General features: G+C 65.2%; 21 protein-coding genes. 14 read left to right on the forward strand and 7 right to left on the reverse strand.

Annotated elements, in window-relative coordinates:
- Positions 1-179 precede the first annotated feature (179 nt).
- On the reverse strand, positions 180-2,060 hold the full coding sequence (locus ACCQ06_RS08880) for an ABC transporter ATP-binding protein (RefSeq protein WP_316691767.1): 1,881 nt from the start codon (positions 2,058-2,060) through the stop codon (positions 180-182).
- A gap of 241 nt (positions 2,061-2,301) precedes the next feature.
- On the opposite strand from ACCQ06_RS08880, the gene ACCQ06_RS08885 reads away from it, so the two are divergent.
- From ACCQ06_RS08885 to ACCQ06_RS08900, 4 genes are all read left to right on the forward strand, one after another.
- A complete protein-coding gene (locus tag ACCQ06_RS08885) occupies positions 2,302-3,819 on the forward strand; it encodes a fumarate hydratase (protein ID WP_228322603.1) in 1,518 nt (505 codons plus the stop codon).
- A 299-nt stretch (positions 3,820-4,118) separates the two neighbouring features.
- The gene (locus ACCQ06_RS08890) at positions 4,119-4,583 is read left to right on the forward strand and encodes a hypothetical protein (RefSeq protein WP_316691769.1); all 465 of its coding nucleotides are present in this window, start codon (positions 4,119-4,121) and stop codon (positions 4,581-4,583) included.
- A gap of 13 nt (positions 4,584-4,596) precedes the next feature.
- The gene (locus ACCQ06_RS08895; protein WP_316691771.1) at positions 4,597-5,232 is read left to right on the forward strand and encodes a glutathione S-transferase family protein; all 636 of its coding nucleotides are present in this window, start codon (positions 4,597-4,599) and stop codon (positions 5,230-5,232) included.
- Between the two features lie 188 nt (positions 5,233-5,420).
- Positions 5,421-6,059 (forward strand): carbonic anhydrase, encoded by a 639-nt coding sequence (locus ACCQ06_RS08900; protein ID WP_316692528.1) that lies wholly within the window; start codon positions 5,421-5,423, stop codon positions 6,057-6,059.
- 189 nt (positions 6,060-6,248) lie between these two features.
- Here the strand turns inward: ACCQ06_RS08900 and ACCQ06_RS08905 are convergent, their stop codons facing one another.
- Positions 6,249-7,379, reverse strand: coding sequence for a phospholipase A (locus ACCQ06_RS08905; RefSeq protein ID WP_316691773.1), 1,131 nt, complete (start codon positions 7,377-7,379; stop codon positions 6,249-6,251).
- A 202-nt stretch (positions 7,380-7,581) separates the two neighbouring features.
- Entirely contained in the window at positions 7,582-8,067 is a 486-nt protein-coding gene (locus ACCQ06_RS08910; protein ID WP_115512103.1) for a DUF456 domain-containing protein, read from the reverse strand.
- 228 nt (positions 8,068-8,295) lie between these two features.
- Here ACCQ06_RS08910 and ACCQ06_RS08915 point away from each other — a divergent pair, with 228 nt between their 5' ends.
- Positions 8,296-8,511 (forward strand): cold-shock protein, encoded by a 216-nt coding sequence (locus ACCQ06_RS08915; RefSeq protein WP_003483561.1) that lies wholly within the window; start codon positions 8,296-8,298, stop codon positions 8,509-8,511.
- A 91-nt stretch (positions 8,512-8,602) separates the two neighbouring features.
- Here the strand turns inward: ACCQ06_RS08915 and ACCQ06_RS08920 are convergent, their stop codons facing one another.
- Positions 8,603-9,085: a glycine zipper 2TM domain-containing protein gene (locus ACCQ06_RS08920; protein ID WP_228322599.1), complete on the reverse strand. Its 483-nt coding sequence runs from the start codon at positions 9,083-9,085 to the stop codon at positions 8,603-8,605.
- Positions 9,086-9,215: 130 nt separating this feature from the next.
- On the reverse strand, positions 9,216-9,644 hold the full coding sequence (locus tag ACCQ06_RS08925; RefSeq protein ID WP_228322598.1) for a hypothetical protein: 429 nt from the start codon (positions 9,642-9,644) through the stop codon (positions 9,216-9,218).
- 70 nt (positions 9,645-9,714) lie between these two features.
- Here ACCQ06_RS08925 and ACCQ06_RS08930 point away from each other — a divergent pair, with 70 nt between their 5' ends.
- Complete coding sequence (locus ACCQ06_RS08930; protein ID WP_228322597.1) at positions 9,715-10,548, forward strand: tRNA threonylcarbamoyladenosine dehydratase; 834 nt, start codon at positions 9,715-9,717, stop codon at positions 10,546-10,548.
- A 33-nt stretch (positions 10,549-10,581) separates the two neighbouring features.
- On the opposite strand, the gene ACCQ06_RS08935 is transcribed toward ACCQ06_RS08930, so the two are convergent.
- Both ACCQ06_RS08935 and ACCQ06_RS08940 read right to left on the reverse strand, forming a co-directional pair.
- Positions 10,582-11,349: a TatD family hydrolase gene (locus ACCQ06_RS08935; RefSeq protein ID WP_316691800.1), complete on the reverse strand. Its 768-nt coding sequence runs from the start codon at positions 11,347-11,349 to the stop codon at positions 10,582-10,584.
- Complete coding sequence (locus ACCQ06_RS08940; RefSeq protein ID WP_104613946.1) at positions 11,349-11,564, reverse strand: DUF6116 family protein; 216 nt, start codon at positions 11,562-11,564, stop codon at positions 11,349-11,351. The genes ACCQ06_RS08935 and ACCQ06_RS08940 overlap by 1 nt, the downstream gene beginning before the upstream one ends.
- A 144-nt stretch (positions 11,565-11,708) precedes the next feature.
- Between ACCQ06_RS08940 and ACCQ06_RS08945 the strand changes: the two genes are divergently transcribed.
- The 8 genes from ACCQ06_RS08945 to ACCQ06_RS08980 all read left to right on the forward strand — a co-directional run bounded on the left by ACCQ06_RS08945 (position 11,709) and on the right by ACCQ06_RS08980 (position 23,346).
- Positions 11,709-12,500 carry a glycine zipper 2TM domain-containing protein gene (locus tag ACCQ06_RS08945; protein WP_104613945.1) on the forward strand — a complete coding sequence of 264 codons (792 nt, stop codon included), beginning with the start codon at positions 11,709-11,711 and terminating at the stop codon, positions 12,498-12,500.
- A gap of 131 nt (positions 12,501-12,631) precedes the next feature.
- Complete coding sequence (locus ACCQ06_RS08950; RefSeq protein WP_316691803.1) at positions 12,632-13,807, forward strand: acyl-CoA dehydrogenase family protein; 1,176 nt, start codon at positions 12,632-12,634, stop codon at positions 13,805-13,807.
- Between the two features lie 88 nt (positions 13,808-13,895).
- On the forward strand, positions 13,896-16,439 hold the full coding sequence (locus ACCQ06_RS08955; RefSeq protein WP_316692529.1) for a DUF3857 domain-containing transglutaminase family protein: 2,544 nt from the start codon (positions 13,896-13,898) through the stop codon (positions 16,437-16,439).
- 147 nt (positions 16,440-16,586) lie between these two features.
- The gene (locus ACCQ06_RS08960) at positions 16,587-17,225 is read left to right on the forward strand and encodes a glutathione S-transferase family protein (RefSeq protein WP_228322594.1); all 639 of its coding nucleotides are present in this window, start codon (positions 16,587-16,589) and stop codon (positions 17,223-17,225) included.
- Positions 17,226-17,244: 19 nt separating this feature from the next.
- A complete protein-coding gene (gene asnB, locus ACCQ06_RS08965) occupies positions 17,245-19,185 on the forward strand; it encodes an asparagine synthase (glutamine-hydrolyzing) (protein ID WP_316691805.1) in 1,941 nt (646 codons plus the stop codon).
- Between the two features lie 276 nt (positions 19,186-19,461).
- Positions 19,462-20,016: an NADPH-dependent FMN reductase gene (locus ACCQ06_RS08970; RefSeq protein ID WP_316691806.1), complete on the forward strand. Its 555-nt coding sequence runs from the start codon at positions 19,462-19,464 to the stop codon at positions 20,014-20,016.
- Between the two features lie 221 nt (positions 20,017-20,237).
- Positions 20,238-21,668, forward strand: coding sequence for a replicative DNA helicase (locus ACCQ06_RS08975; RefSeq protein WP_104613941.1), 1,431 nt, complete (start codon positions 20,238-20,240; stop codon positions 21,666-21,668).
- A 259-nt stretch (positions 21,669-21,927) separates the two neighbouring features.
- Positions 21,928-23,346, forward strand: coding sequence for a cryptochrome/photolyase family protein (locus ACCQ06_RS08980; RefSeq protein ID WP_316691807.1), 1,419 nt, complete (start codon positions 21,928-21,930; stop codon positions 23,344-23,346).
- The last annotated feature ends 242 nt before the right edge of the window (positions 23,347-23,588 follow it).

Consider the following 23,588-nt stretch of genomic DNA (forward strand, 5'->3'; position numbering starts at 1 on the left):
CAATTCTACCTCAAGCTGGCCAAATGAGATGAACTCTCATTTGGCGGGAATGGAGAATCGGGAATGGGGTGCAGGGCCGCAAGATCTGGGGCCTCTGCAGGATCGGGAGGCTCAGTTCCTGTCAGCCGCCGCAACGCCGCTTCTAACGATTCCCCATTCCCGATTCCCGATTCCCGGCCTCACCGATACCCCGCCGCCTGCAGCTCGAACAGCTCCGCATAGCGCCCGCCCTGCGCCATCAGTTCCTCATGGGTGCCGCTGGCCTCGATGCGTCCGTCGGCCAGCACCAGAATGCGGTCGGCCATGCGCACGCTGGAGAAGCGGTGCGAGATCAGCACCGCAGTGCGGTTGTCCGACAGCTCCTTGAAGCGCTGGAACACCTCGAACTCGCTGCGCGCATCCAGCGCGGCGGTGGGTTCGTCCAGAATCATCAGCTGCGCATCGCGCATGTAGGCGCGTGCGATGGCGATCTTCTGCCATTGCCCGCCGGACAGATCCACGCTGTTCTTGAAGCGGCGGCCGATCAATTGATCGTAGCCATCGGGCAGGCTGTCGATGAGCTCGCCAGCCATCGCGCGCTGCGCAGCGGCCTGGATGCGCGGCGCATCGTCCATCGCATCGACCTGGCCCACGCCGATGTTCTCGCCCACGCTCAGGTGATAGCGCACGAAGTCCTGAAAGATCACGCCCAAGTTGGCGCGCAGATCGTCCAGGTCGTAGTCGCGCAGGTCCTGCCCATCGAGCAGGATGCGGCCTTCGTCGGGGTCGTACAGCCGCGCCAGCAGCTTGACCAGGGTGGTCTTGCCGGCGCCGTTTTCGCCAACCAGGGCCAGCACTTCGCCGGCGCGCAGTTCGAAATCCAGGTGCCGCACCGTCCACGTCTCGGCGTCCGGATAACGGAAGCCCACGTCCTCGAACACGAAACCCTGGCGGATCGGGCGCGGCACCGGCAAGGCGTTGGGGCGCGAGCGGATTTCCGGCACGATGTTGAAGAACGAATACAGATCGTCCAGATACAAGGCCTGGCCGGCGACCTGCGAAAACCCGATCAACAGACCTTCCAGCAACTGACGCAGACGCAGGAAACTGCCCGCCAGAAAGGTCAGGTCGCCGATGCTGAAATCCCCGCGCACCGTGCGCCAGGCGATATAGCCGTAAGCCATGTAGTAGCCCAGCGTACCCAGCGCCGCCAGCACCGCACCCCACACCGCACGCTTGCGCGCCAGTGCGCGGTTGGCCTGGAAGAACTTGTCGGCCAGGCGTCGATAACGCGCGATCAAGAAGCGATGCAGGTTGAGGATTTTGACTTCTTTTGCGGTCTCCACGCTGGCGCCGACCTGGCGCAGGTAATCGAGCTGGCGGCGCTCCGGCGTCCACTGGAAGTTGAGCGAATAGCCCAGCGCATTGAAGTGCGCCTCGCCGATGAAGGCCGGGATCAGCGCCACTGCCAGCAGCACGATCAGCCACGGCGCATACACCACCAGGCCCACCGCCAGGCTGACCACCGTGATCGCATCCTGCACCTGGCCGAACAACTGGCTCATCAGGTTCATGCGGTTCATGGTCTGACGCCGCGCGCGATCCAGCTTGTCCTGACGGTCGGGGTCTTCGAAGTCTTCCAGATCCAATTGGGCGGCATGTTCCATCAGTCGCACGCTGGCCGCGTTGTTGAACAGCTCCGACAACAGCGCATCGGCATAACCGACCATGCGCCCGAGCAGGTCCGAGCCGATCGCCAGCGCCAGTTCCACTACCAGCAATTCCAGCAAGCGGTTCAAGCGCCCGCTGCCCAGCGCCTGCGTAAAGGACTCGAACCCCGGCGGCTGTCCGACCAGGTGAATCGCCTCGTCGATGATCAATTTGCCGATGTACAGCGTGGCCACCGGCATCAACGCGCGCAGCACGCGCAGACCGATGCTGCTGGCGCTCAGCCAGCGGCTGGTCTGCCAGATCTGGCGCAGGAACGGGGGCAGATTACGCAGCGCATCCAGCCGCTCGCGCAGGGTGGGGCCGGTACGGGGAGCGGCGGGCGCAGTGGCGCCGGAACGGGAAGCTGACATCGCGCTAGTGTGCCGCGCGCGGCGTGGGTGCGGAGTGTTGGCCCGCCCGCCAGCCGGCAATCGCGCCACGGACTGGTCGTTGGCAGCGTGGGTGGCGGTGTCGGCACCGCAGGCCGGCGCAGTCCGTCCCGGCGATCGCGCGCGTTCCAGTTATCAATCGCTGCGATTGATGCCAGATCCGGTCGCGCCTGCGGTTTGCTCTAAAATGTGCGGATTGCCCCCGCCAGCCGTAGAGCCAGCCGTGACCTCGATCAAGCAGGAAGACCTCATCCAGTCCGTCGCCGATGCGCTGCAGTACATCAGCTACTATCACCCGGTCGACTACATCAAGAACCTGTCCGCCGCCTACGAGCGCGAAGAATCGCCGGCCGCCAAGGACGCCATCGCGCAGATCCTGATCAACTCGCGCATGTGCGCCGAAGGCCACCGCCCGATCTGCCAGGACACCGGTATCGTCACCGTGTTCCTGGAAATCGGCATGAACGTGCGCTGGGACGACGCGACCATGGGCGTGGAAGACATGGTCAACGAAGGCGTGCGCCGCGCCTACAACCATCCCGACAACAAGCTGCGCGCCAGCGTGCTGGCCGATCCGGCCGGCAAGCGTGCCAACACCCGCGACAACACGCCGGCAGTGGTCAACACCAAGATCGTGCCGGGCGACCATCTGGACGTGATCGTTGCGGCCAAGGGCGGCGGCTCGGAGGCCAAGAGCAAGTTCGCCATGCTCAACCCGTCCGATTCCATCGTCGATTGGGTGCTCAAGACCGTGCCGACCATGGGTGCCGGCTGGTGCCCGCCGGGCATGCTCGGCATCGGCATCGGCGGCACCGCCGAAAAGGCGATGCTGCTGGCCAAGGAAGCGCTGATGGAGCCGATCGATATCGTCGATCTGCAGGCGCGTGGCGCCTCCAATCGCGCCGAAGAACTGCGTCTGGAGCTGTACGAAAAGGTCAACGCGCTCGGCATCGGCGCGCAGGGCCTGGGCGGCCTGACCACGGTGCTCGACATCAAGGTCAAGGACTATCCCACCCATGCCGCCAACTTGCCGGTGGCGCTGATTCCCAACTGCGCCGCCACTCGCCACGCGCATTTCACCCTGGATGGCAGCGGCCCGGTGATGCTGGACCCGCCGTCGCTGGAAGACTGGCCCAAGCTCACCTACAACCCGACCAACGCGCGTCGGGTGAATCTGGACACCATCACCCGCGAAGAAGTCGCCAGCTTCAAGCCGGGCGAAGTGGTTCTGCTCAACGGCAAGCTGCTGACGGGGCGCGATGCCGCCCACAAGCGCATGATCGACATGCTCAATCGCGGCGAAACGCTGCCTGTCGACTTCACCAACCGCTTCATCTATTACGTTGGTCCGGTCGACCCGGTGCGCGATGAGGTCGTGGGCCCGGCCGGCCCGACCACCGCCACCCGCATGGACAAGTTCACCCGCCAGATGCTGGAACAGACCGGCCTGCTGGGCATGGTCGGCAAGTCCGAGCGCGGCGATGCGGCCATCGATGCGATCCGCGACAACAAGGCTGTCTACCTGATGGCGGTCGGCGGCTCGGCGTATCTGGTGTCCAAGGCGATCAAGGCTGCGCGCGTGCTGGCCTTCGAAGACCTCGGTATGGAAGCGATCTACGAGTTCGAGGTCAAGGACATGCCGGTCACCGTGGCGGTGGATTCCACCGGCGAATCGGTGCACAAGACAGGCCCGCGGTTGTGGCAGTCGCGCATCGGCAAGATTCCGGTGGTGGTGGAATAACCGCATTAGCACCGACTGCGCAGCCCGTCAGCAAGGCGGGCTGCGCCAGTTGGCGCAAGACGTACGCGGCCACGCGGGTGTGTTTTCTCCGCACTTCTGCATCCGGCTGACGACCGTGCACGCCAGTGCGGTCGTCAGGCTCATGTGGAGCGGCGAGGGGATGGCAAGTCTTGCTGTTTGCTGCAGATAACCGTGCAGACGTTAGCGGTTGCAGGCGACGGGTCTAGTGCTATCGAGGAAACGACCGTCTGCGACCTCTCGACAGAGAGAAGAGCGACGTTGCTCCACGCGAACCGGCTATGCTCGCTGCACTGGCCGATACCCCAAGGAGAACAGGAATGCTCCGACTCGTCTGTATCGCGTTGTTGTTGTGCCTGAGCCTGAGTTCGGCGGCGCAGCAGCAAAAGGCACCCACGGTGTTGTTTCCCTCGCGCAACTACGCGCCGCCACCTGCCGCCCCGGCGCCGTTCGCAGAGCGCAAGCCACTCAAGGCAAACGACACCGCGACTCGGTTCAACGGACCCTCGGCTGCGGATCGCTGCATCGCGCAGTGCAACAGCAGCGCCCGACAATGCCGCGCCGACCGGCCCAGCGAGTCAAGTTGCAGCAGCAGGGCAGCACCGCGTGGAAAGCGCTGCGACGACGTACAGAATCCGGCGCAACGGGCCAACTGCATGGCGCAAGTCTTCGACTGCACCCAGCAGAGCGACGACAATCGTTGCGAACCGCGCAAGCTCGCCTGCCTGCGCGCCTGTACCAACTGACCCGAGAACCCGCATGGCCGCTACGCTCTACCACACCCCCAGTACCGCCGCTCTGGTCGTCCATTGGCTGCTGATCGAACTGGACGTTGCCCACGTGCTGCATCCGCTGGATTTCGAACGCGGCGAGCAAAAGGCGCCGGCGTATCTGGCGCTCAACCCGGCCGGCGTGGTGCCGACGCTGGTCATGGATGGGCAGTTACTCACCGAGGCGGCTGCCATCGTCATGCATCTGGCCGATCTCTACCCGCAGGCCGGGCTGGCGCCGCCGGTCGCCACGCCCGAGCGCGCGGCGTACTACCGGTGGATGTTTTTCTGCGCCAATACCTTGCAGCCGGCCTATCGCGCCTGGTTCTACCCGCATGAGCCGGCCGGCGCTGCCCACGGGGATTCAGCGCAGGCCCAGGCACGCAACAGACTGGAAGCGGCCTGGACCCAGGTCGATGCGCATCTGCACGCGCACGGGCCGTATCTGCTCGGCCAGACCCTGTCGGCCGCCGATTTCATGCTGACCATGTTGATGCGCTGGTCGCGCAACATGCCGCGTGCGACCGATACCTGGCCGGCGCTGAAGGCGCATGCGCAGCGGATGAAGGCCCGCCCGGCATTTCAGGAAACCTATCGGCGCGAAGGGCTGACCGACTGGACCTGACCTGCGCACAGGCATAAGCGAAGTTTTGTTTTCGATAATACCGGTCGCGTCCGTTGGGTTATGCCCGCTGGGGTGTACGATCGCGCGACATACCAGAGAACAGGGGCTCTACCATGTTGCAGTCCGTCTCCCGTCGCAAGCTGTTGCAATGCGCATGTTGCGTGCCGGTGGCTGCCGCCGCCGCGTCGTTGCCGTTCTCGCTGCGTGCCGCGCCGAGCAAGAAGACCGACCTCAACGCCGAACAGGCGCTGCAGACGTTGCGCGACGGCAATGACGCATTTGTCCAGAACCGTCCCAAGAAAGTGATTTCCGATAGCAAGCGGCGTCTGGAGCTGGCGCTCGGCCAGACCCCCTTCGTGATCCTGGTGTCGTGCTCGGACTCGCGCGTGCCCCCGGAACTGCTGTTCGGCCGCGGCCTGGGTGAGATGTTCATCGTGCGCAATGCCGGTAATACCGTGGACACCACGGCGCTGGGCTCGATCGAATATGCGGTGAGCCAGCTCGGCGTGCCGTTGGTGGTGGTGATGGGCCACGAAAGCTGCGGCGCAGTGGCGGCGGCCGTGTCGGTGGTCGAGCAGAATGCGTTCTTCCCCGGTGCGATCGGCGCCATGATCGAACCCATCGTCCCGGCCGTGCTGGCCGCCAAGAGCAAGGGGGGCGAGGACCTGCTGGCTGCGTCGGTGAAGGCGAACGTCAAGCGCACCGTGGATCGTCTGCGTGACGCCTCCGAACCCGCATTGCTCGAACCGCTGCGCACAGGCGCATGCCGCGTGGTGGGCGCGTACTACACATTGAAAGACGGCAAGGTGGATTTCTTCGACGTCTGAGTCGCCGCCTGAAACAAGGGTGTCGGCAACGTTCTTCAGGCGTCCTTGTTTTACTTGCGCTACCGCTACAGATAAAAAAGCCGGCATCGCTGCCGGCTTTTTTATTGCAATCCGCTGCGTCGCTGACGTGGACACACCATCCAGCGCGTGGTCAATCTGCGACGTGCGCGTCTGGTAGCGCCGATGCCCTCAGAACCACTCCAGCAACGACACGCCCAGGCCGATGTAGGTTGCCTTGTGGTTGTAGTCGATCAGGCTCTCGCCGTAGCCATCGAACACCTGCACATGGCCACGCAGCAGGTTGGTGATGGGGAAGCCGTAATCCAGTTGCACCGAGCCATGCGAGCGATCTCCGCCGCGCAGCGAATGCCGCGCGATCAACGCAAATTCGTGGCCGTCCTTGTTGTAGACCAGGGTCGCATCGCCACGGCCCATGTAATCCTCGATGTCGGGATTGTTGTCGTCGGCACGGTCTTCGTTGATGCGGAACCACGGGCGTAACGTCAGCGCCCAGTTCTCGCGATCCAGGCCGATGTTGAGGATCACCCGGTTCCAGGAACGCGACAGCGGATCTTCGCGGCCGTTGGACATGTGGTTGAGGCTGATGCCGCTCATGCGGCCCTTCCAGCCAAACAGGCTGTAGTTGTTGCGGAACACCAGCATCGCTTCCGGCTCGTAATTGGTCTCGCGGAACGGGCGCGACGCATCGGAGTTGTAGGCCTGCCACCGCGAGCTCTGGGTATAGCCCATCCAGATGTCGCCGTTGTCGCCGAACAGGTCTTCGACCACCTTGGTCTTGAAGCTCAGCTGGAACTTCAACTCGGCGCTATCCAGCTGCTGTGGCGTGCTGACCGAGTTGGCCGGATTCGGCGATTGCGGGGTCCGGTTGGTGTCGCTGGTCCAGAACGCCGGCAGCAGGTAGACCGGCTTGTAGCCACGCAGCTGGAACGTGCCCAGCTTGGAGTCTTTGGCCAGTTCCCAGCGGCGATCCAGCAGCGAACCGCGGCCGGCATTGGCGACCGCTTCTTCTTTCGGCTGGCCCTGGCCGTCGGCGCGGAAGAAATCGCCCACGCGGTCGATCTTGCGGGTGTCTTCCGACTTGGCGGCCTGCTTGGCCAACTGCGCCGCGGCATCTGCCTCCTGCACGGCCTGCGGGGTGTAGCCCAGCGCCTGGTCGTAGCACGCCAGGCGCGCGGCATCCGAGGTCACGGAGGTACAGGCCTGCGGCGATGCGGGTTGCGGAGCGATTTCCTGCCCATGCGCCAACGGCGCAGCGGCCAGGGCGATCAGCATCAGGGGACGGGTGCGGTGCTTGGGCATGGGCAGTCTGGCCGAGTGTAGGCGCCAGGCAGGCGCGTCAGGCGCGTAGCTTAACGGTCGCGTCTGCATACGCGGTGTGTACACGGCGGCATAACATCTACGGTAAGTCGACCTAGTTAGGTGTCGCGACGCTCGCAAGGTCTTTCCTGCGGGTTCTGCACGCTTGGCGCGCCAGCGGCCGCGCCGGTCTTTCACTGCTGCGTCAGAAGAACCAGGCGATCGCAAACACGCCCAGCATGCACAGGCCCAGCGCCAGCTTGGTGGCCGTGCCCAGCATGATCCCAACCCAAGTGCCGAAGCCGACTTTGGTGGCCTGGCCGGTCTTGCGGGTCTGGTAGTACTCGCCCAGCCACGCGCCGGCAAACGGGCCGACGAACAAGCCGATCGGCATGAAGAAAATACCGGCAATGGCGCCGATGACCGAGCCCCACATCGCCATCTTGCTGGCCCCCACGCGCTGCGCGCCGTACAGGGTGGCCAGGAAGTCGATGACAAAAGACAGCGCGGTGATCAGGCCTAGTATCACCAGCGCGACCCAACCGACATGGGTGAACCCGTCGGCCCAGGCGGCCACCAGCAGCCCTGCAAAGACCAGCGGCAAGCCCGGCAGCGCCGGCAGGATGACGCCGGCAAGGCCGACCAGCACCAGTACGCCAGCCAGCACGTAATAAACGACAGTGGTGTCCATGATGGTTTAGAAATGTCCTATTACAGGCTTGACAAAAATACGCAAAAGGTGCTTGAAAATTGGTTTTGCCCGGGTTAAGTTGCAGCCGCTGCTGTTTGCAAAGGTCACCGTGAATCGTGGCCTGATGCGGTAGATCGCCCGATCCGCTACATCCTTGTACCTCGCTTCCTCCTTGCAATCACAGCCGCCACCGCCAGTCCATCACAGTGTCGTAGGGAGTCAGTCGAGATGTCCAACATCGAACGCGAGAATGGTGTCGTGAAGTGGTTCAACGATGCCAAGGGCTTTGGATTCATCAGTCGCGAAAACGGCGAAGACGTCTTCGTCCATTTCCGCGCCATCCAGATCCAGGGCTTCAAGAGTCTCAAGGAGGGGCAGAAGGTCAGTTTCACCGTCGTGCAGGGTCAAAAAGGCCTGCAGGCCGATGCGGTGCAGGTGGTCTGAGCCACTGCACCGACGGTGATCCGTCACGCGCCCAACAAAAAGGCCCGCTGCCGGGCCTTTTTGTTGTCTGCACGTTGGCGACAGCTACTGCTCAGCGCAGTACCACCTTGCCGTTGACCACACGCACGTAGGCGTTTTCGCGCACGCCGGCCAGGTCGCGCTGGTTCACCACGATGACGCGGCCATCGTCCATGCGCACCTGCACGTCGAAGCTGTCGCTGGTGACGTTGTTCTGGATGGCGTTACCCGCCAGCGCGCCGGCGGCGGCACCGGCCACGGCCGACACATTCTTGTTGCCCTTGCTGCCGCCGGTTTCCTTGGAAATCTGGCGGCCGGCCACTGCGCCGACGATACCGCCAAGCACTGCGCCGGTGCCGGTGGGGGCGGTGCGGGTGGGGCCGACTTCATCGATACGGGTGACGATGCCGCAATCCACGCAACGCGGCGCCGGTTGTGAATAGCCCTGGTCGTAGCCGCGGTCGCCGCGATAGCTGCCGTACTGGGGCTGGGACGTGGCGCAGCCGACCAGGGTCGCGGTTGCAGCCAGGCCAATAACAAGCAGTCGGGTCTTCATGAGATGTCTCCGGATGGTTCTGAATGCGGTCAGGGCCGCGGCGACGTCATCCTGTGTTGGTCCAGGTGAACGTTCTGCCAACTGGATCACTCCAGGCTTAACGAAACCCGAGCGCCGCCTTCATCCAACCTCATCGAAAGTCGCGGTGACACGCCTCGCAGGCCTCTGAAATCTGCTGTTTGATCGGCACGAACGCGGCGCAGCCGGACGGCGCGCTGCGCCGCGCCTGCTCCAGTACGACACGCAGTGCCTGGGCATGTTCGCCGAAGCGGCGGTCCTCGCCGATCTGTGGAAATGCCGGCTCCAGTTCGTCGGCAAGCAGGCGCAGCGATTGCAGCCGCGCCAGTTGCTGCGCGGGTGTGCACACCGCGCCCGACGGTGGCTGCAAGGCGCGCAATTGGTAGTCCAGCACATGCATCAGGCTGTCGGGCACCGGGTCGCGCCGCGCCTGCAACACGCGCGCCACCATCACGGTTGTGATCAGCCCGATCAACAGGCCCAGCACCAGCATGAAGGCGTAACGGGCTGCGCGCGATTGGTTGGGAGGTGTGGCGGACATGGCGAGCTGCTCCGGGACAAGGCATGCGGTGGGGCGGACGCGCGGGAGGTGGCGCGCGTAAAATAGGCCGATGAAAGCACAATGGCGTGAACGCTTTGCCGGTATCGACCGGCTGTACGGAGTCGGCACGGTGGAGCGGTTGTCCGCCTGCCGCGTGGCAGTGGTGGGCATGGGCGGGGTAGGCTCGTGGGTGGTCGAGGCGCTGGCACGGACCGGCGTCGGGCATCTGCGGCTGATCGATGCCGACGACCTGTGCGTGTCCAACACCAATCGGCAATTGCCGGCGCTGGCCGGGCAGTACGGGCGCAACAAGGCGCGCGCCATGGCCGAGCGCTGCGTCGCGATCAACCCGGAGATCGCCGCCGATGCGGTGGAGGCGTTTCTCACCACCGGCAATATCGAAACCTTGCTGGGCGATGGCCTGGATCTGGTGATCGATGCTTGCGACAGTTTCCGGGTCAAGGTGGAAACCATCGCCTGGTGCCGCCGTCGCAAGCTGCCGCTGCTGACCGTGGGCGCCGCCGGCGGGCGCACCGATCCCACCCTGGTGCGCGTGCGCGATGTCTCGCGCACCGAACACGATGCGATGCTGGCGCTGATCCGCAAGAAGCTGCGTAGCGATTTCAATTTCCCCAAGAATGCGCAGCGCTATTTCGGTGTGCCGGCGGTGTACTCGCTGGAAAACGTCAAATACCCGCAGGCCGACGGCAGCGTGTGCGGCATTCGCCCGCAGCTCGATGCCGATGCCACGCTCAAGCTGGATTGCGGTGCCGGGCTGGGCGCGGCCACGCATATCACCGGCACGTTCGCGTTTGTGGCGGTGGGCAAGGCGCTGGAGATGTTGCTCAAGCCCAAGACCGCTGCGTCCAGGCCGGCGGCCGAGGTTGCTGCCGCGTCGCCATAACTACACGCGCGCGCGGCGGCGGCAGCTGGTCCATCAGCCCGGCAAGCCGAACAAGGCGCGTGCATTGGCCGTGGTTTGCGCGGCGATATGGTCGGCGTCTTCGCCGCGCAACTGTGCGATGCATGCCAACACCGTGCGCAGAGCGGCCGGCTCGTTGCGCGCACCGCGGATGCTGGCATCGGGTTGATCGGGTGCGTCGGTTTCCAGCAGCAGGTGCTGCAATGGCATGGTTGCGGCCAGGCCGCGCAGGCGATTGGCGCGCGGGTAGGTGACCGGGCCGCCCAGGCCGATCATGAAATCCAGCTTCCACAACTGCTGCGCCTGCTCGGGGCTGCCGGCAAAGCTGTGCACCACGCCGCGCAGGCCGCCAATGGCCTTGATGCGCGCGATGACTTCTTCGGTGGCGCGGCGTGCGTGCACGATCAGCGGCAGGTCGAAGCGTTTGGCCAGGCGCAATTGCCCATCGAAATAGTCGCGCTGGGCCTGCGCATCCAGGCCCTCCAGATAGAAATCCAGCCCGCATTCGCCGATCGCGCAGGGGCGCTCGCGTTCGATCCATTCGGCCAGCAGTTCCAGGTGGTCGGGGCGGTGCTGATCGAGAAAGATCGGGTGCAGGCCATAGGCCGGATGCAGCCCCGGGGCCTGCGTGCACACTGTGCGCAAGCCCGGCCAGCTGGCTGCGGTGACGGCCGGCACCACCTGCTGCATGACGCCGGCGTCGCGCGCACGCGCGATCACCGCAGGGCGGTCGTGGTCGAATTCGCTCGCGTCCAGGTGGCAATGGCTGTCGATCAACTGCATCAGTCGCGGCGCACCGGTGCCGGCAGCGGTGCCTTGCGGGTTTTCCAGTTCGCCAGCAGCAGCGTGGTCAGGCCGAACAGCAGCTCGTCCACGAATGGCACCAGATCCGGCACCAGTACATCCACCACGAACAGCGCGGCTGCCAGCTTGAACAAGGTGGGATAGCGCAGTTTGGCCGCCCACTCCAGGGCATGTGCGGTCAGGGAATTTCGCATGCGAGAGCTCCGACTGTTAGAAGTGCATGAAGTAACCGCTAGCTGAACTTAACCATGGCGTTCATGAGCGAGGGCGTTTTCGTTCAGGGTTGCCGTGCTGGAATCACCCCGTCAACAACGCGGTGCGTCCGCAGGGAGCTGGTTATGAAGAGCAATACGACAACTATACTGGTCGCTGCCGGTGCCTTGCTGGTGGGAGGCGTGGCCACTGCCGCCTTCATGAATAACCGTCCGTCGTCGGGCGATTTCGTCGCCAACGGCCAGCCGGCGCCGCGTGGCCTGGAGTATGCCGACGTGGTCAAGGTCGCACCGATCACCCAGCGCGAGCCGCAGTACGCGCAGGTCGTCAACAGCGCCGCAATCCGCGAAACCACCACCAGCTCCTCGCCGCGCGAAGTGTGCCGAGACGTGGTGGTGCAGGAACGTTTGCCCGAGCGCGATGGCAACGTCGGTGGCACCGTCGCAGGTGCCGTGATCGGCGGCCTGGTGGGTAACCAGTTCGGCAGCGGCAATGGCCGCAAGTTGGCAACCGTGGCTGGCGCTGTCGGTGGCGGCATGGTCGGCAACCGTGTGGACCGCAATCATGTCGGCGGCCGTGTGGTGGATCGCACCGAGCGCCAGTGCCACACCGAAAACGCCAATTCGAGCTCCGCGCGCGTGGTGGGTTACGACGTGACTTACCGCAATGCCGACGGCACCACCGGCACCATGCGCATGGACAGCAAGCCGGGCGAGCGCATTTCGCTGGGCGACGCCGACAACGTGGTGGCTTACGACGTGACCTACCGCTACGACGGTTTCGAGAAGACCGTGCGGATGAACGACAAGCCGGCCAGCGATCGTCTGCCGGTGGTCGATGGTCAGCTGGTGACCCAGACCGCGTCGACGGCTGGGGATTCCGGCGTGCGCCAGAATGGCGTCAGCACCCGTCAGTAAGCGCACGGAGCGAGATCCTTGCAACGAAAGAGCCGGCACTGCCGGCTCTTTTCGTTTCAGCCCAGCGAGCTACCGCACAAACACAGCGATGCTGAGCCGGGAACTGGCAGATAATCGCCGCTTCTCCTGTGGTGGAAACCAGCATGCCGGTGCGTCCCGATGATCTGTTCGATGTCCGTGCACTGCTGACCGACGAAGAGCGGGCAGTGCAGGATGCCGTCGCGCGTTTTACCGATGGTCGGGTGCTGCCGGCGATCGGCGATGCCTTCGATGCGGGGCGGTTCCCGCGCGAGTGGGTGCCGGAACTGGCGCAGCTGGGGCTGCTGGGCGCCAGCCTGCCGGTCGGCGATGGCGGTGCGGGCCTGGGGGCGGTGTCCTACGGGCTGATCTGCCAGGAACTGGAGCGCGGCGACAGCGGCCTGCGCAGTTTCGTCAGCGTGCAGTCTTCGCTGTGCATGTATCCCATTCATGCCTATGGCAGCGACGCGCAACGCCAACGCTGGTTGCCGGAGATGGCCGCCGGCCGGGTGATCGGCTGCTTTGGCTTGAGCGAGGCGCAGGGCGGCTCGGACCCGGCGGCGATGACCACCCGCGCGGTGCGCGATGGCGACGGCTGGCGCTTGAACGGCGCCAAGATGTGGATCACCAACGGCAGCATCGCCGGCCTGGCCATCATCTGGGCGCATACCGACGATGGCGTCTGCGGTTTTCTGGTGGACACCGCCAGCCCCGGGTTCACTGCGCAGGACATCGCCCACAAGATGAGCCTGCGCGCATCGGTCACTTCGGCGCTGTTCCTGGACAACGTGTTCGTGCCCGAGCAGATGCGCCTGCCGAACGCGGCCGGGTTGAGGGCGCCGCTGGGCTGCCTCAACCAGGCGCGTTACGGCATTGCCTGGGGCGCCATCGGTGCAGCGGTGGCCTGCCTGCGCGAGGCGCTGGCCTACGCGGGGGAGCGCATCCTGTTCGGCCGGCCGCTGGCGGCCACCCAGAGCGCGCAGATCAAGCTGGCCGACATGGCGCGGCGGATCTCCACCGCACAGCTGCTGGCGCTGCAGCTTGGCCGTTTGAAGGAGGCCGGGACGTTGCGGCCGGAACAGATCTCGCTGGCAAAGTGGAATAATTGCCGCATGGCGCTTGACGTGGCACGCGAATGCCGCGACCTGCTGGGGGCGGCCGGCATCACCACCGAACATGTGGCGATTCGGCATGCGCTCAACCTGGAATCGGTGATTACCTATGAAGGCACCGAAACCGTGCATCAGCTGGTGGTGGGACGTGCGCTGACGGGACTCAACGCGTTTTGACGAGGAGTGGGTGTTGATCGGCAAGGATGTGGTGCGACGCCTGAGAGGCGTCTTCTGGACGGTGTGCGTGATCTGCGCGATTGCCGCAATCGCGATACCGCCGGCGCAGGCAAACGAGGCGCCGAGCATGGCGCCGACACCGGCATGGGTGGTCGCCGATGCGGTGCCCGACAGCGTGCCGGGCGCGAGCGGGCTGCGCTATGAACTGGTGTCCGATCAGGTCGATCTGACCGGTCCCGCGGTACGCGCGTATCGGCGGCTGAGCTATACGGTGCAGCGGGCCAAGAGCCTGGACGAGGCCGGGCAGATCTCCATCGACTACCAGCCGCAATATCAGACGCTGCAGCTCAACAGCCTGGAGGTCTGGCGCGCGGGCCAGCGCATCGACATGCGCAGCCGCGCGCATTACGCCAAGCTGCGCCGCGAAAGCGGCCTGGAAGACGGCTTGATCGATGGCGCGTTGACGCTGTCGATCACCTTGCCGGACCTGCGCGTCGGCGACCGGGTGGATTACGCGGTGACCATCACCGGCAGCAACCCGGTGTTCGGCAAGGGCTATTACGACATCTTCGATGCGCGCTACGGCGTGCCGCTGGGCGAACGCCGGATTCGTGTGCGTTATCCCGCCGACATGGCCTTGCAGTGGCGCATCAGCGCGCCAGGCTTCAGCCGCAATGTCAGCAGTGCCGATGGGGTCACGCTGTTGAACATCGGGGCAAGCAATATCGCCGCGGTGCAGGAGGAAAAAGGCGCTCCCGACGATGTGGACCCGTATGGCGTGATCGAAGTGTCCACTGCCGGCAACTGGGCGAATGTGGCCGCATGGGCCGCGCAGTTGTATCCGGATGCGTTCAAGGATGCGCAGGTGGCCGCCAGCATGAGGCAGAGCCTGCGGCTGCACAGCGACGATGCGCAGGGCGCGTTGTTGCGCGCGGTGGCCTTCGTGCAGGGCGAGATTCGCTACGTCGGCCTGGACATGGGCGAAAACTCGCACGCGCCGCATGCGCCGGAAGTGACGTTGCGCAACCGCTACGGCGACTGCAAGGACAAGGCGACCTTGTTGATTGCGTTGTTGCAGCTGGCCGGCATCCGCGCCGAACCGGTGCTGGTCAGCAGCGACAAGGGCGCCGCACTGGACAAGCGCCTGCCCAGCCCTTACGCGTTCGACCATGTGGTGGTGCGCGCACATCTGCCGCAGGGCGATGTGTGGGTGGACGCCACGCGCGACCGCGAGGACGGCCCGCTTGCGCAGCGTCGGCCGCTGCCGTTCGTACGTGGATTGCCGGTCCTGGCCGGGCAGGATGCCCTGGTCGACGTGCCGGCGCCGATGCCGACCTTGCCGCAGGTCGAGGTCATCGAAGACATCGCGATTTCGTTGCGCAAACCGCAGCGCGTCGCCACCTTCAGCGTGGACACGACGTATCGGCAGGGACGCGGCGAGCGGGTGACATCGAGCTTCGAAAACGATGGCGCGCAAGCGATGGGCGAGCGCTATCTGGAGTTCATGCAGCAGTACTACACCGCGCTGACACAGGTCGATGCGCCGACCATCGACGATAGCGATGCATTGAATGTACGCACGCACGAAACCTATCGGCTGGAATGGCCGGTGGCAGAAGGCGACGAAGTGGGTTTCCCGCTGTTTCAGCTCGGCGACTGGATGGATAGCTTGCCCAAGGAGTCGCGCAAGAGCCCGTTGGTGCTACGCGGGCCGCAGCTGGCGCGGCAGACCGTGCGCGTGCAGACCGACCCGGTAGCCAAGGTGGATGCAGACACGCAGAGCGTGAGCAACCCCTGGTTTCGCTTCTCGCGCACGATCGCGATGCGCGATGGCCGCATCGAAATTGTCGGCGAATGGCAGCGTTTTACCGACCGCATTCCCGCTAACGGGGTGGAGCGTGCGGCGGCCGATATGGAGCGTGCGCGCGACCTGCTGTACTTCAATCACGACCTCAAGCCGCAGCGGCGCAAGCAACCGACCGATTGGCGGGCGCTGAGCTATCCGCTGGTGGGGTTGCTGGCCTTGATCGTGCTGGTGCTCGGTTGCCTGGCCTGGTGGCGTGGCGGCGGCCTGGGCGGGCTGTTGTTCGACCCGCATGGCACGGTGCAGCGCATGCCGCAGCAGGTTGGTTTGCGCCGCAGCGCCTGGGCGGTGTTTGCCGTGACCACGCTGGTGTCGGCGTGGATGTGGCTGCATGCGCTGCCATGGTGGATGCAGCTGGCCGGTGCTCTGGCCGTTGGGGTGGTGCTGGTGCTGGGCTGCGTGCTGCTCAAACAGTTATTGCGCTGGATGGGCAGTGCGGCGCAGGTCCAGCGGCTGCTGCCGGCGATGGCGGGCAGCGTCTTGCCATGGCTGGTGTGCGTGCTCGCCGGGCTGGTGGCGCTCAAGGGCAAGCCGGCCCTGCTGCAGAGCGGCGCCAGCGATCCGGCCGGCATGGCGCAGTTGTCGACGTGCGTGCTGCTGTTGATGCTGGGCGGCCTGTGGTGGTCGGTGTGCTCGGTGCAGGCCGTTGCCGGTGCCACCGGGTGCGGACGCGCGCGCGCCTTCGGTGCCTGGGCGTTGACGCTGTCGCTGCTGGGTGTGGTGATTGCGGTGCTGGGCGTGCCGGTGGCGATCGTGGCGACGGGGTGAGACGGGCCATCGCTGCGATGCTGCTGGCGATTGCAGCGCATGCAAAGGGTGGCGGCAGGCGGCTGCCGATGCGTGCAAAGGGCTTTGCAAAGGCGCACGGGGCTGTGACACTGCCAGCCCCCTCGTCGTTGTCGCGGAGCCAGCTTGATGTCGACCGTGCGTCCCCCGTTGACCGTGCATGGCATGTCCAGTTCCGGCAACTGCTACAAGGTGCGTCTGCTGCTGGAGCAGCTGGGTAGCCGGTATCACTGGGTCGAAGTGGACAGCGTGGCAGGGCAGACCCGCACGCCGGAATACCTGGCCAAGAATCCCAACGGCAAGGTGCCGATGGTGGAACGCGACGATGGCCGCGTGCTCACCGAATCCAACGCCATCCTGTTCTGGCTGGCCGAAGGCACGCCCTACCTGCCCACCGATGCCTGGCAACGCGCGCAGGCGCTGAGCTGGATGTTCTTCGAGCAATACAGTCACGAGCCGTATCTGGCGGTGGCACGTTTTATCAGCCTGTGGACACCGCGCGATGCATCGCGTCGCACCGAACTGCCGCAGCTGCGCGTGCGCGGCGAACAGGCGCTAGCGGTGATGGAACAGCATCTGCAGCAGCACGCCTGGTTTACCGGGAGCGACTACGGCATCGCCGACATCGCGCTGTTTGCGTACACCCATTGCGCCGAGGACGGCGGTTTCGATCTGGAGCGCTGGCCTGCGATCGGTGCCTGGCTGCAACGCGTGCAAGCGCTGCCGGGCTTCGTGCCGATGCCCGCACCTGCGGCGGTGGCGGCATGAGTCGGCAGGAGCGCTGAGCATGTGCGGATTGGCAGGAATGCTGCTGGCATCGCCGCGTCTGCATGGCGAGCAGCTCGATGCGCTGGTGCGGCCGATGGGCGCGGCCCTGCGTCATCGCGGCCCGGACGATGCCGGCACCTGGTGCGATGCGCAGGCCGGCGTGGCACTGGCGCACCAGCGGCTGAGCATTCTGGATCTGTCGCCGCTGGGCCATCAGCCGATGCGTTCGGCCGACGGCCGCTATGTTCTGGCCTATAACGGCGAGGTCTACAACTTTGCGCAACTGCGTGCCGCGTTGGCTGCGCTTGGGCATCGCTTCCGCGGGCATTCCGATACCGAAGTGCTGCTGGCAGCGGTGGTGGAATGGGGGCTGGACGACACCTTGACCCGCTGCAATGGCATGTTCGCCATCGCACTGTGGGACGAGCGCGACAACTGCCTGTTCCTGGCGCGCGACCGCGTCGGCAAAAAGCCGCTGTATTACGGTTGGGCCGGCGACACGCTGGTGTTCGGTTCCGAACTCAAGGCGCTGTGGCAGCACCCGGATTTCGACAACGGGGTCGATCGCGACGCGCTGACCTTGCTGCTGCGCCTGGGCTACATCCCGGCGCCTGCCTGCATCCACGAGCGCACCTTCAAGCTGATGCCCGGCCGCGTGTTGCGGATGGATGCGCAGACCGTGGCGGCAGGTGCGGCCGCGCACCGTCCCGACCAGGCGCAACAGCCGTTCTGGAATGCGCGCGAAGCGATGCAGCGTGCACTGGCAGCGCCATTTACCGGCACCGATGCGCAGGCCGAGGAACAACTCGATGCGGTGCTGCGCGATGCGGTGGCGCTACGCATGGTGGCCGACGTGCCTGTGGGCGTGTTTCTGTCCGGCGGCACCGACTCGTCCATCGTCACCGCGATGATGCAGGCGCAAAGCAGCCAGCCGGTGCATACCTTCAGCATCGGCTTCGAAGGCTCGCATCACGATGAAGCGCCACTGGCGCGCGAAGTGGCCACGCATCTGCACACCGACCACACCGAGCTGTACGTCAGCGGCGCCGACGCACTGGCGGTGGTGCCGACCTTGCCGGACATGTTCGACGAGCCCTTCGCCGATGCCTCGCAGGTACCGACCGCGCTGGCGGCACGCCTGGCACGCGGCGGCGTGACCGTGGCGCTGTCCGGCGATGGCGGCGATGAATTGTTCTTCGGCTACGGCCGCTATCAGCGTGCGCTGCGCAACTGGCGCATGCACGGCCTGGTGCCGGGCCCGCTGCGAAAGCTGATGGCGGTAGCGGCGCGCAGCAATGGCGAATCTTCGCGCACCGGCGGGCTGGCCGCGCTGGTCGCCGAAGCCGGCGCACGCGGCATCGGCGACATCTACCGCAATCGCATTTCGCGCTGGCGCGACCCGGCGGCGGCGGTGTTGGGTGCCACCGAGCCGGACAGTTTCTACAGCCTTGCCGACCCGCTGCACGGCTCCGGCACGCCGGCCGACGCGATGATGCTGGCCGATTTCGCCGCGTACCTGCCCGACGACCTGTTGTGCAAGGTCGACCGCACCACCATGGCGGTGGGCCTGGAGGCGCGCGCACCGCTGCTGGACTGGCGCGTGGCCGAATTCGCCTGGTCGCTGCCGCTGTCGCTCAAGTACCGCGACGGGGTCAGCAAGTACCTGCTCAAGCGCGTGCTGTGCCGCTATCTGCCCGAGCCGATGGTCTACCGCGGCAAGCGCGGCTTCGGCGCGCCGGTCAGCGCCTGGCTGCGCGGCGATCTGCACGGTTGGGCAGACGATCTGCTGGCGCACGGCACCCTGGAGCGCGAGGGCGTGTTCGCCGCCGATACCGTGGCCAGGCTATGGCGCGACTTCAACGGTGGCGAACGCAAATGGCATACGCACCTGTGGACGGTGCTGATGTTCCAGGCCTGGCAGGCGCATTGGCGCGAGCAACGCGCGGCGATCACGCGCTGATCTTGGTCAACGCGTCGATCCTGCGCGCGTCGACTAAGCGTTGCGCGGTGCGCGAGTGCGAGGCGCGCGCGCACCGCGCTGCCGTTGCTGAGGTGTTGCCGACGCTTGAAGCTGCCGTTCGGCCACCAGGCCGGGTAGGAGGCGTCAGCGCCTTGCAGACTGACACGCCACCGTTTGCGTCTATCTGCGGTTGATCTGCCGGAGTCGGGCGGCACTTCACCGGCTCTGAGCATCGCGCTGGGTAGGGTGGGGCCCTGTTTCCACGGAGCGTCCCCCATGAGCAAGATCACCATCGCCGTCCTGGTCGGCAGCCTGCGCGCAGCGTCGTACAACCGTCAGCTGGCGCGCGCACTGGAGCATCTGGCCGGCGACAAGGCCGTGTTCGAGTATGTGGAGATCGGCGATATCCCGCTGTACAACCAGGACCGCGACGGCGACTACCCGGCCGAGGGCACGCGCCTGAAGCAGCAGATCCGCGCGGCCGATGCGGTGTTGTTCGTCACGCCCGAGTACAACCGTTCGATTCCCGGCGTGCTCAAGAACGCCATCGATACCGGCTCGCGGCCTTACGGCGACAGCGCATTCAGCGGCAAGCCGGCCGCGGTGGTGGGCATCTCGGTCGGTGCGATCGGCACTGCTACCGCGCAGCAGCATCTGCGCAACGTGCTGGCGTATCTGAACATGCATGTGCTCGGCCAGCCGGAGGTCTTCCTGCAGTACAAGGACGGCCTGTTCGGCCCGGACGATCAGATCGCCACTGCCGACAGCCGCAAGTTCCTGCAGGGCTTTGTCGACGCGTTTTTGGGCCTGGTCGCGCACCTCAAGCATTGAGTTGATCACAGCGTTGTCGCGGCGGGTGCGCGCTTGCCGGGCAGCCTGGTCAGGGTGCTGAAAGCCAGGCAGGGCAGGGGTCGCGGCTGCTGCGACAGTGCTCGCGTACAAGGGTGATGCACTGGCTGTCCACCAGTTATCCACAGAGTTGTGCATGGTCGTCGGCGCCGTCGATGACTATGCTTCCTGCCCTCGTCTCCCCGCGTCAGGTTTGTTCGTCCATGTCCGCTCGTCCTGGTTTCCGTTCCAAGCGCAATCGTGATCGCGACGACGACGATTACGATCGTCCCGAGCCGCGTCTGGACCAGTTGCGCGTGCCGCCGCATTCGGTCGAAGCCGAACAGGCGGTGCTTGGCGGGCTGATGCTGGCACCGGAAGCCTTCGATCGGGTCAACGACCAGCTCACCGACAACGATTTTTACCGGCGCGACCACCGGCTGATCTATCGCGCGATTCGCGAGTTGAACGAGAAAGACCGTCCGTTCGATGCGGTGACGCTGGGCGAGTGGTTCGAGTCGCAGGGCAAGCTGGAGCAGGTGGGCGATGGCGCGTATCTGATCGAGCTGGCCAGCACCACGCCGTCGGCCGCCAATATCGCCGCCTACGCGGAAATCGTGCGCGACAAGGCCGTGCTGCGGCAGCTCATCGAAGTGGGCACCACCATCGTCAACGACGGCTTTCAGCCGGAAGGCCGCGAGAGCGTGGAGCTGCTGGCGTCGGCGGAAAAAGCGGTGTTCAAGATCGCCGAAGCCGGCGCGCGCGGACGCACCGATTTCGTGGCGATGCCGGGCGCCTTGAAGGACGCGTTCGAAGAACTACGCAACCGGTTCGAAAACGGCGGCAATATCACCGGTCTGCCAACCGGCTATACCGACTTCGATGCGATGACCGCCGGCCTGCAGCCGACCGATCTGATCATCCTGGCCGCGCGTCCGGCGATGGGCAAGACCACGCTGGCGCTGAACATCGCCGAATACGCTGCGATCAAGTCCAAGAAGGGCGTGGCGGTATTTTCGATGGAAATGTCGGCCTCGCAGCTGGCGATGCGTCTGATCTCCTCCAACGGCCGCATCAATGCGCAGCGTCTGCGGACCGGTGCGCTGGAAGACGAGGATTGGGCGCGCGTGACCGGCGCGATCAAGATGCTGAAGGAAACCAAGATCTTCATCGACGACACGCCGGGCGTTTCGCCGGAAGTGCTGCGTTCCAAGTGCCGCCGGCTCAAGCGCGAACACGATCTTGGCCTGATCGTCATCGACTACCTGCAGCTGATGTCGGTGCCGGGCAACAGCGAAAACCGCGCGACCGAAATTTCGGAAATCTCGCGTGGTCTCAAGGGCCTGGCCAAGGAACTCAATGTGCCGGTGATTGCGCTGTCGCAGCTCAACCGCTCGCTGGAAACCCGTACCGACAAGCGCCCGGTGATGGCCGACCTGCGCGAATCGGGCGCGATCGAGCAGGACGCGGACATGATCGTCTTCATCTACCGCGACGATTACTACAACAAGGAAAATTCGCCCGACAAGGGCCTGGCCGAGATCATCATCGGCAAGCACCGCGGTGGCCCGACCGGCTCGTGCAAGCTCAAGTTCTTCGGCGAATACACCCGCTTCGACAATCTGGCGCACGATTCGGTGGGCAGCTTCGAATAAGTGTCTTGCCACCGTTAGTTACAGGCGGTCGTAGCTGGCAGTTGGGCGTTAGAGCGGCGCGTTATCGCACGCGCCCGGTCTGTAAATATGTGCGTGAGCGCCGCCGCTACGGTAGCGCCTGAGCAATCCACTGCGACGCAACGTCTACCGATGCGCATCGCGGACTGATGCGCCTGCACGTTGGAGCAAGCAGGGCATCGCACCATCGTTGCGTGCGCTGGCTTATGCTGCGCAGCCTCACCGCCGCTGCCGAGTTCGCATGTCTTACGCCATCGTCTGGTTTCGTCGCGATCTGCGTCTGCAGGACAACCCGGCCCTGCGCGCTGCGCTGGATGCCGGGCATGACCCGATTCCGCTTTACATCGACGCACCGCACGAAGAGGGCGAATGGACGCCCGGCGCGGCCTCGCGCAGCTGGCGACATCGCTCGCTGGCGGCGCTGGACGCGGCATTGGGTGCGTTGGGCAGCGGCCTGGTCATCCGTGCCGGCAACAGCGCGCAGGTGCTGGATGAAGTGATCGCGCAGACCGGTGCGGTGGCGGTGTACTGGAACCGCAAATACGAACCGGCCACCCAGCCGCGCGATGCGCAGATCAAGCGCAGCCTGCGTGAGCGTGGCATCGAGGTGCAAAGCTGCAATTCTGCATTGCTGTTCGAGCCCTGGCAGTTGTCCACCCAACAAGGTGGCCCGTACAAGGTGTTCACCCCGTTCTGGCGTAACGCGCTGACCCAGTTGCAGCTGCCGGCCGCCGTGCCGGCGCCGCGTAACTTGCCGCCGTTGCCGGCGACGTTGAAAACCGTTGCGTTGGAGTCGCTGGAGTTGCTGCCGCGCTTGAACTGGGACCAAGGATTCTGGGAGCACTGGCGGCCAGGCGAGGCCGGTGCGCATGAAATGCTGGAGATCTTCATCGACGGCGCGCTCAACGGGTATCGCGAAAACCGCGACCGGCCCGATCGCGTCGGTACCTCGCAACTGTCGCCGCATCTGCACTTTGGCGAGATCGCACCGTGGCGCATTGCCAGCATGCTGGAAGCGCAGCGCAACGCGCGCAATGGCGCCGAGATCGATGGCTACATCCGCCAATTGGGCTGGCGCGATTTTTCGTATCACCTGCTGCATCACTTTCCCGACACCACCCACCAGAATCTCAATCCGCGCTTCGAAGGGTTCGACTGGGCCAAGGTCGATCCGGTTGCGCTGCAGGCCTGGCAACGCGGCCGCACCGGCATTCCGATCGTCGATGCGGGCATGCGTCAGCTCTGGCACACCGGCTGGATGCACAACCGTGTGCGCATGATCGTGGCCAGTCTGCTGTGCAAGCACTTGCGCGTGCACTGGATCGAAGGCGCGCGCTGGTTCTGGGACACGCTGGTGGATGCCGACCTGGCCAACAACACCATGGGCTGGCAATGGGTGGCCGGCACCGGTGCCGATGCCGCGCCGTATTTTCGCGTGTTCAATCCGGTCACGCAGGCAGAAAAATTCGATCCGCAGGCTATCTACATCACGCGCTGGGTGCCCGAGCTCGGCAAGCTCGCGGTGAAGGAGCGCTTCGCGCCCTGGCTGCATCCGTTGTCGCTCGCACGCTTCGCACCGGAGTATCCGCGCACACCGATCATTGGTCTTGCAGAAGGGCGCGATGCGGCATTGGCTGCGTATGCAAAGACGCGGGGCTGACTGCGGCGCATGTGCTGAGGCATGTGCGTGTGCGCCTGCAGTGCAGGCGAGTCGCAACGCCCAACGCGCCTTCGATGCGGTCGCGCCGCAACGCAGGTAGCTGCAGTTTTCGTCGTGTTTTCGCATGTGGCCACCGAAAACGTTTTCCTGAATGGACGGCTATCCACGCAGCATCGACGGCCGTTTTCATCATGCGCCAGTCGCGTTGGTCTGTTTATCCTCGCCGACACGATCGAGTGCCG

It is taken from the genome of Xanthomonas sp. NCPPB 4467, assembly GCF_041475665.2.
GTDB classification, from domain to species: Bacteria; Pseudomonadota; Gammaproteobacteria; order Xanthomonadales; family Xanthomonadaceae; genus Xanthomonas; species Xanthomonas dyei.

What these genes read in the sequence shown, in the direction of transcription:
- ACCQ06_RS08880 (WP_316691767.1), bottom strand. Translation starts at nt 2,060, where the DNA reads ATGTCAGCTTCCCGTTCCGGCGCCACTGCGCCCGCCGCTCCCCGTACC.
- ACCQ06_RS08890 (WP_316691769.1), top strand. Translation starts at nt 4,119, where the DNA reads ATGCTCGCTGCACTGGCCGATACCCCAAGGAGAACAGGAATGCTCCGA.
- ACCQ06_RS08895 (WP_316691771.1), top strand. Translation starts at nt 4,597, where the DNA reads ATGGCCGCTACGCTCTACCACACCCCCAGTACCGCCGCTCTGGTCGTC.
- ACCQ06_RS08905 (WP_316691773.1), bottom strand. Translation starts at nt 7,379, where the DNA reads ATGCCCAAGCACCGCACCCGTCCCCTGATGCTGATCGCCCTGGCCGCT.
- ACCQ06_RS08910 (WP_115512103.1), bottom strand. Translation starts at nt 8,067, where the DNA reads ATGGACACCACTGTCGTTTATTACGTGCTGGCTGGCGTACTGGTGCTG.
- ACCQ06_RS08915 (WP_003483561.1), top strand. Translation starts at nt 8,296, where the DNA reads ATGTCCAACATCGAACGCGAGAATGGTGTCGTGAAGTGGTTCAACGAT.
- ACCQ06_RS08920 (WP_228322599.1), bottom strand. Translation starts at nt 9,085, where the DNA reads ATGAAGACCCGACTGCTTGTTATTGGCCTGGCTGCAACCGCGACCCTG.
- ACCQ06_RS08925 (WP_228322598.1), bottom strand. Translation starts at nt 9,644, where the DNA reads ATGTCCGCCACACCTCCCAACCAATCGCGCGCAGCCCGTTACGCCTTC.
- ACCQ06_RS08930 (WP_228322597.1), top strand. Translation starts at nt 9,715, where the DNA reads ATGAAAGCACAATGGCGTGAACGCTTTGCCGGTATCGACCGGCTGTAC.
- ACCQ06_RS08935 (WP_316691800.1), bottom strand. Translation starts at nt 11,349, where the DNA reads ATGCAGTTGATCGACAGCCATTGCCACCTGGACGCGAGCGAATTCGAC.
- ACCQ06_RS08940 (WP_104613946.1), bottom strand. Translation starts at nt 11,564, where the DNA reads ATGCGAAATTCCCTGACCGCACATGCCCTGGAGTGGGCGGCCAAACTG.
- ACCQ06_RS08945 (WP_104613945.1), top strand. Translation starts at nt 11,709, where the DNA reads ATGAAGAGCAATACGACAACTATACTGGTCGCTGCCGGTGCCTTGCTG.
- ACCQ06_RS08960 (WP_228322594.1), top strand. Translation starts at nt 16,587, where the DNA reads ATGTCGACCGTGCGTCCCCCGTTGACCGTGCATGGCATGTCCAGTTCC.
- asnB (WP_316691805.1), top strand. Translation starts at nt 17,245, where the DNA reads ATGTGCGGATTGGCAGGAATGCTGCTGGCATCGCCGCGTCTGCATGGC.
- ACCQ06_RS08970 (WP_316691806.1), top strand. Translation starts at nt 19,462, where the DNA reads ATGAGCAAGATCACCATCGCCGTCCTGGTCGGCAGCCTGCGCGCAGCG.
- ACCQ06_RS08975 (WP_104613941.1), top strand. Translation starts at nt 20,238, where the DNA reads ATGTCCGCTCGTCCTGGTTTCCGTTCCAAGCGCAATCGTGATCGCGAC.
- ACCQ06_RS08980 (WP_316691807.1), top strand. Translation starts at nt 21,928, where the DNA reads ATGTCTTACGCCATCGTCTGGTTTCGTCGCGATCTGCGTCTGCAGGAC.